The organism is Capnocytophaga sp. oral taxon 380 str. F0488 (assembly GCF_000318255.2).
In the GTDB taxonomy this organism is placed as follows: domain Bacteria; phylum Bacteroidota; class Bacteroidia; order Flavobacteriales; family Flavobacteriaceae; genus Capnocytophaga; species Capnocytophaga ochracea.
This window is the reverse complement of record NZ_KB291221.1, coordinates 1-4,699: the sequence shown is the minus strand read 5'-3', so window position 1 is coordinate 4,699 and position 4,699 is coordinate 1. Positions and strand designations below refer to the sequence as shown.

Genomic DNA, 4,699 nt, shown 5'->3' with positions numbered 1-4,699 from the left:
CGAATGACGAAGGTAATGTGGTAAAAATATCTCTCTTCTAACATATCTAGCAGTCGCTGGCTACCTCCAAAGGGAGAATGTGGTGAGGGGAAGTCGATGCTAAATTTTAGCACAACAAGCAGGTATGAGCCACGCGCGCAGTTGTAGCGCGATGGGTAATTAATTTAATATGAATCGGATATGAGGAAAATGTTATTAAAATTATATATGTAAAACAAATAAATAGCTTCGCTACTTTAAAATCTCACACAAAGCTAGCAAGTGGTCTCTGCTGGGTATGTGAAAGATTGATTTCATTGATTACAATATACGTACAACTGTAAATCAGTATTATATATCGGACGGACTTTATTTATAAAAAATATTATACTCTCTTCACTATTATTGCCGTTATGATAAATGATAGAAAAGCAGGAATAAACCACTCTATTCGGTAGTCAGCTAAGGGTAATAACGTTTTGAAGTTATTAATCCAGGCTATATGTAGCAAATCACCTATGATGAAAAGTCCTGATAATATAGCCGTGAGCGTTACCCCTACTATATAAGGAGCATTGCTCTGCACCCTTTTGCCAAAGAAAAGCACAAATAAGGTAAGTGCGATGGTGATAGGATATGAGAAATCTAACAGATAGCCAGCGTAGTGTATGATTTCATCTACACTTCTGATAGAAAGCGCAAACGATACTAAGGTACAAATCCACACTCCCCATTTATAAGGGATACGCCCTTTGCTGATGTTCTCGAAAATCTCACCCATAGCCGATACAATAGCAATAGCCGAAGTAAGGCAGGCAAATGCTACCGCTACCGATATTACAATACCACCATTATCGCCTAATACGCTATAAGCTATATGCTTGAGAATATCTATATAGCTAATCCCTTCGGAAGAAGAAAGATTAGAGGTAGCTCCCAGATATAGCAATCCTCCATAGATAAACACCAAACAGCCAGCGGCTATGACCCCAGAGAGTATGGTTACTTGCTTTTTCTCAGCCTCACTGCGGTAGCCCTCTTGCACGATTGACGAGATAATGAGCCCCGAAAAAATAACGCCTGCAAGCACATCTAAGGTTAAGTAGCCTTTTGAAAAGCCAAACGCAAACGCCTCTCCAAAGCTATAACCGTTGTCTACCAATTCCTTAGGCGCATTGATGGTGCCCACGACTATCAGGATAGTAAGTGAAAGGATAAGAAAAGGTGTGAGTATTTTACCGATGATGTCTACTATTTTGGCTTTCGAGATAGAGAGCAAAAGCGTGATGCCAAAGTACAGCACCCCAAAAGTAATTTTGCCTATTTGAGGGAAGAAAGGTTGTACTGCCACCTCGTAGGTTGTAGACCCCGTACGCGGTACGCAGATAAGGGGACCTAAGGTAACAATGATTAAAAACACAAGCGTATTTACGAATAACGGAGGGAAGCGCTTGCCTAAATCGGTGAAAGTAAGTCCTACAGAGGCTACCATTACCACCGCTAAGAACGACAGTAGTATGTCCGACACAAAAAAACCTGCAAAAGCCACACCACTTAAAGCTCCTATTTTTAAGCCTATATAAGGGGGAATAACCAAATTGCCCGCTCCAAAAAACATCGCAAATAGAGCAAAACCTGCTGTTAGAATTGTAATGAATTTCTTTTTGTCCATAATAAATTAGGTTTATATAGGTTAGAATGCTACAAAGGTATAATTTTCTTTTTATAAAACAAATCTTTTCTTTAATTTCTTTTTAAAGTTTTTATTAGTAGCTTCGTAAATTATTCTTACTTTTGTCGTCAGAATCTTAATATTTAAATTAAAATGACAGGACTTTCAGCTATTGACTTCGAGAGCTCAATCAGAAATTGGAAGAAAGGTGTTTTTAGCTACGCCTCTACAATGGCAAATGAAGGGGGACGAGAAATAAATTTTGGGAGATTGGGAATTAGTTTGTAATTTTGCGCATCAATCGAGATAGGACAGAGAGACGAGAGGGGCTGGTGAGATTTAGAAACTAAAAAATAAAACAAACAAAAATGAATGATTTTTCGACTGCGGATTTTGAAGGACTCATTAAAGAGTGGATTACAGGACTTATTAAATTTGCGCCTACACTATTGTGGGCAATTGCGCTTTATTTTATAGGGCGATACATTATTCGGTTTATTGCAAAACTCCTTAAAGGCTTGATGGTACGCCGTGGAGTAGACCTCGCTTTGCAAGGATTCCTCTTGCAAGTAGTACGGTGGATACTCTATATTGCTCTGTTCCTTACTATCGTGCAAGTGATAGGTTTGCCTGCGACTCAGTTTATCGCGATTATTACCAGTGGTTTTGTAGCAGTGGGGTTAGCCTTACAGGGGTCGCTATCTAACTTTGCAAGCGGGATAATGATTCTTATCTTTAAACCTTTCCGCGTAGGCGATACCATTGAAGGTAATGGCGAAAAAGGGACGGTAAAAACCATTGGACTCTTTGCTACAACTCTTAACAAAGCCAACAACGAGCAGGCGATTATCCCCAACACCCAACTTTTTAGCAATAGCATTATCAATTACAGTAGGGAAGAGAAGCGCAGGGTGTACGTATTAGTAGGCATAGGTTACAGTTCGGATATTCAAAAAGCTCGCGAAGTGCTCTTACAAATTGCCAAAGAAGAGCCCAAAGCCTTGCCTGACCCTGAGCCTGTGGTATATGTAGAGGAATTGGCTGATAGTTCGGTGAACCTTTCACTGCGCTATTGGTGCTTGACTTCCGAGCACGCAGGGTGTATATTCCGTACTTTAGAGACTATCAAAAACCGCTTCGACGAAGCGGGTATAGAGATACCATTCCCACAAGTGCAAGTGCATCAGTAGAGAGGCTGTGATTAATGGTTAATGATTAGTGATTAAAATTGTCCTTTATTCATTGCTAATTGATATTTATTTTATATTTTTGCAACGTAAAAACATAAAAAACTATGGACGCAGAGCTTATAGATAATATCTTAACTGAAGACGACCTCCTTCTTAAACAACAAAAAGAAGCGAAAAAGTATAGTATACAAAAAGGTTTGGAGGAAGATAAGGCAGGGTTACATATTCCTCAAGAAGATGTAGAACAAGAAATGAATGCGATATTATGGTCGTAGTTTGGACTCCTAAAGCAAAGGAGGAGCTGAAAGAAATTCTTGTTTATTGGAAAAAACGGAACAAAAGTAATACTTATTCAGTAAAACTGAATATAGAGGCACAAAAAGTAGTTAAATCTCTTATTGATAATCCATACATCTGGCCTATAGAAGAAGGATATGAAGATGTCCGTTCTGTTTTAGTATTTTATAATTACTCTATTTTTTACAGAGTAGAAAACAATATTATTCGTATTCTTTCTTTTTGGGACAATCGAAGAAATCCTAATAGCTTAGATTTATTTGATTTTTAAAAAGAAAAAACATACAGATACCGGCTATAAAGATAGTCGGTATTTTTTTTGTGAATATTTCGTTGTTAATTGGTCTTTATTTAGTACCTTTGTGGCGTCTTTAACATCATAAAAATGATTTTACAATGAGAAAAATCTTCTTTTTTGCCTTTGTGGCTATTGCTTTGGTGAGTTGTCGTAAGAAAGATGACAACGGTAACGAGGTAAACGTATCGCCTAATGACTACACTCTCAGTGCCGATGGTCTTACCTTAATAAAATGGACTAATAGTAGTACTATTTCTATTGATATGCAAGGGGATAGCAATTTGCGGAAAGTAAACACTATTGCCGAAAATGCTTTTAAAGACCTTAAAAGTTTAAGAGCGATTACTTTTTCGGACAATTTAAAAGAAATAGGTTCTGATGCCTTTTCAGGAACGAACCTCAGTGATGGTGTAAACTTCAACTCTTATTCAGACGTTGTTTTTGGCGAGAGGGTTTTTTATCGTTCGAATATTAGAAAAGTGGTGCTCCCCAATACTAAAGGGTTATCTAACCGGATTTTTGCTGAATGTAGAAACTTAAAAGAAGTTACTTTTAAAAGAACGGGTATTATAGGCGATGGGGCTTTTTCGTCTTGTGGAACTCTTGAATTAGTAGATTTAACAGATGCGGGAGTTACTCATATAGGGAAAGAGGCTTTTGCTAACTGTAAACTTTTAAAAAAGGCAGTCCTTTCGGTAACTATGAACTTAAAGACGATAGGAGATAAATCGTTTGCGAACTGTACTTCGTTAGAGAATGTTACTATTCTTGCGCTTTACCCGCCGTATTTAGAGGGAGATCCTTTTTCTGGAATAGCTAAAACTAAGTTTCCTACTTTTTATATCCCCAGAAAACCTAAGGATTTATTGGACATATACAAAGGGGATAACAATTGGAAAAATTTAGTTGATAAGATTCAGTTGATACCAAAATAATTAGGTGCGAGCCGCACAGGCAGTCGTAGCACGACGGGCAGGGGAGAAATGAGAGAATGAGAAAATTAGAAAATGAGAGAATTAGAGAATGAGAAAATGAGGAAATTAACAGATTAGTAAATGGAGTAAATGTTAATAATACCAGAAATGTTAATAATACTTACCGATAATCAACTTTGCCAAAGTTTGAGATAAAAAAGTGATATGCTGGGACTGTTAGGAGCTTTCGAAAGATGTCGGAAAAGAACGGAAGAGAGCTGAGAGAAGTTTTGGTGAAAAAAGGGTGTAAGGAGGGTGGTCTTAGCTTATAGAGAGCTTATAGGAAGCT

Annotated in this window: 5 protein-coding genes; 4 read left to right on the top strand and 1 reads right to left on the bottom strand. The window is 37.7% G+C overall.

What is annotated here, in order from left to right:
- Positions 1-364: 364 nt before the first annotated feature.
- Complete coding sequence (gene brnQ / locus HMPREF9078_RS08790; RefSeq protein WP_009420351.1) at positions 365-1,651, bottom strand: branched-chain amino acid transport system II carrier protein; 1,287 nt, start codon at positions 1,649-1,651, stop codon at positions 365-367.
- Positions 1,652-2,019: 368 nt separating this feature from the next.
- Between brnQ and HMPREF9078_RS08785 the strand changes: the two genes are divergently transcribed.
- The 4 genes from HMPREF9078_RS08785 (at position 2,020) to HMPREF9078_RS08770 (ending at position 4,371) form a co-directional block, all read left to right on the top strand.
- Positions 2,020-2,841, top strand: a complete 822-nt coding sequence (locus HMPREF9078_RS08785; RefSeq protein ID WP_009420349.1) for a mechanosensitive ion channel family protein — start codon at positions 2,020-2,022, stop codon at positions 2,839-2,841.
- A 104-nt stretch (positions 2,842-2,945) separates the two neighbouring features.
- Positions 2,946-3,116, top strand: coding sequence for a hypothetical protein (locus HMPREF9078_RS08780; protein ID WP_009418193.1), 171 nt, complete (start codon positions 2,946-2,948; stop codon positions 3,114-3,116).
- On the top strand, positions 3,107-3,409 hold the full coding sequence (locus tag HMPREF9078_RS08775; protein WP_009420348.1) for a type II toxin-antitoxin system RelE/ParE family toxin: 303 nt from the start codon (positions 3,107-3,109) through the stop codon (positions 3,407-3,409). Before HMPREF9078_RS08780 ends, HMPREF9078_RS08775 begins: the two co-directional genes overlap by 10 nt.
- Before the next feature lie 125 nt (positions 3,410-3,534).
- Positions 3,535-4,371 carry a leucine-rich repeat domain-containing protein gene (locus tag HMPREF9078_RS08770; protein WP_009420347.1) on the top strand — a complete coding sequence of 279 codons (837 nt, stop codon included), beginning with the start codon at positions 3,535-3,537 and terminating at the stop codon, positions 4,369-4,371.
- Positions 4,372-4,699 lie beyond the last annotated feature (328 nt).

What these genes read in the sequence shown, in the direction of transcription:
- brnQ (WP_009420351.1), bottom strand. Translation starts at nt 1,651, where the DNA reads ATGGACAAAAAGAAATTCATTACAATTCTAACAGCAGGTTTTGCTCTA.
- HMPREF9078_RS08785 (WP_009420349.1), top strand. Translation starts at nt 2,020, where the DNA reads ATGAATGATTTTTCGACTGCGGATTTTGAAGGACTCATTAAAGAGTGG.
- HMPREF9078_RS08780 (WP_009418193.1), top strand. Translation starts at nt 2,946, where the DNA reads ATGGACGCAGAGCTTATAGATAATATCTTAACTGAAGACGACCTCCTT.
- HMPREF9078_RS08775 (WP_009420348.1), top strand. Translation starts at nt 3,107, where the DNA reads ATGGTCGTAGTTTGGACTCCTAAAGCAAAGGAGGAGCTGAAAGAAATT.
- HMPREF9078_RS08770 (WP_009420347.1), top strand. Translation starts at nt 3,535, where the DNA reads ATGAGAAAAATCTTCTTTTTTGCCTTTGTGGCTATTGCTTTGGTGAGT.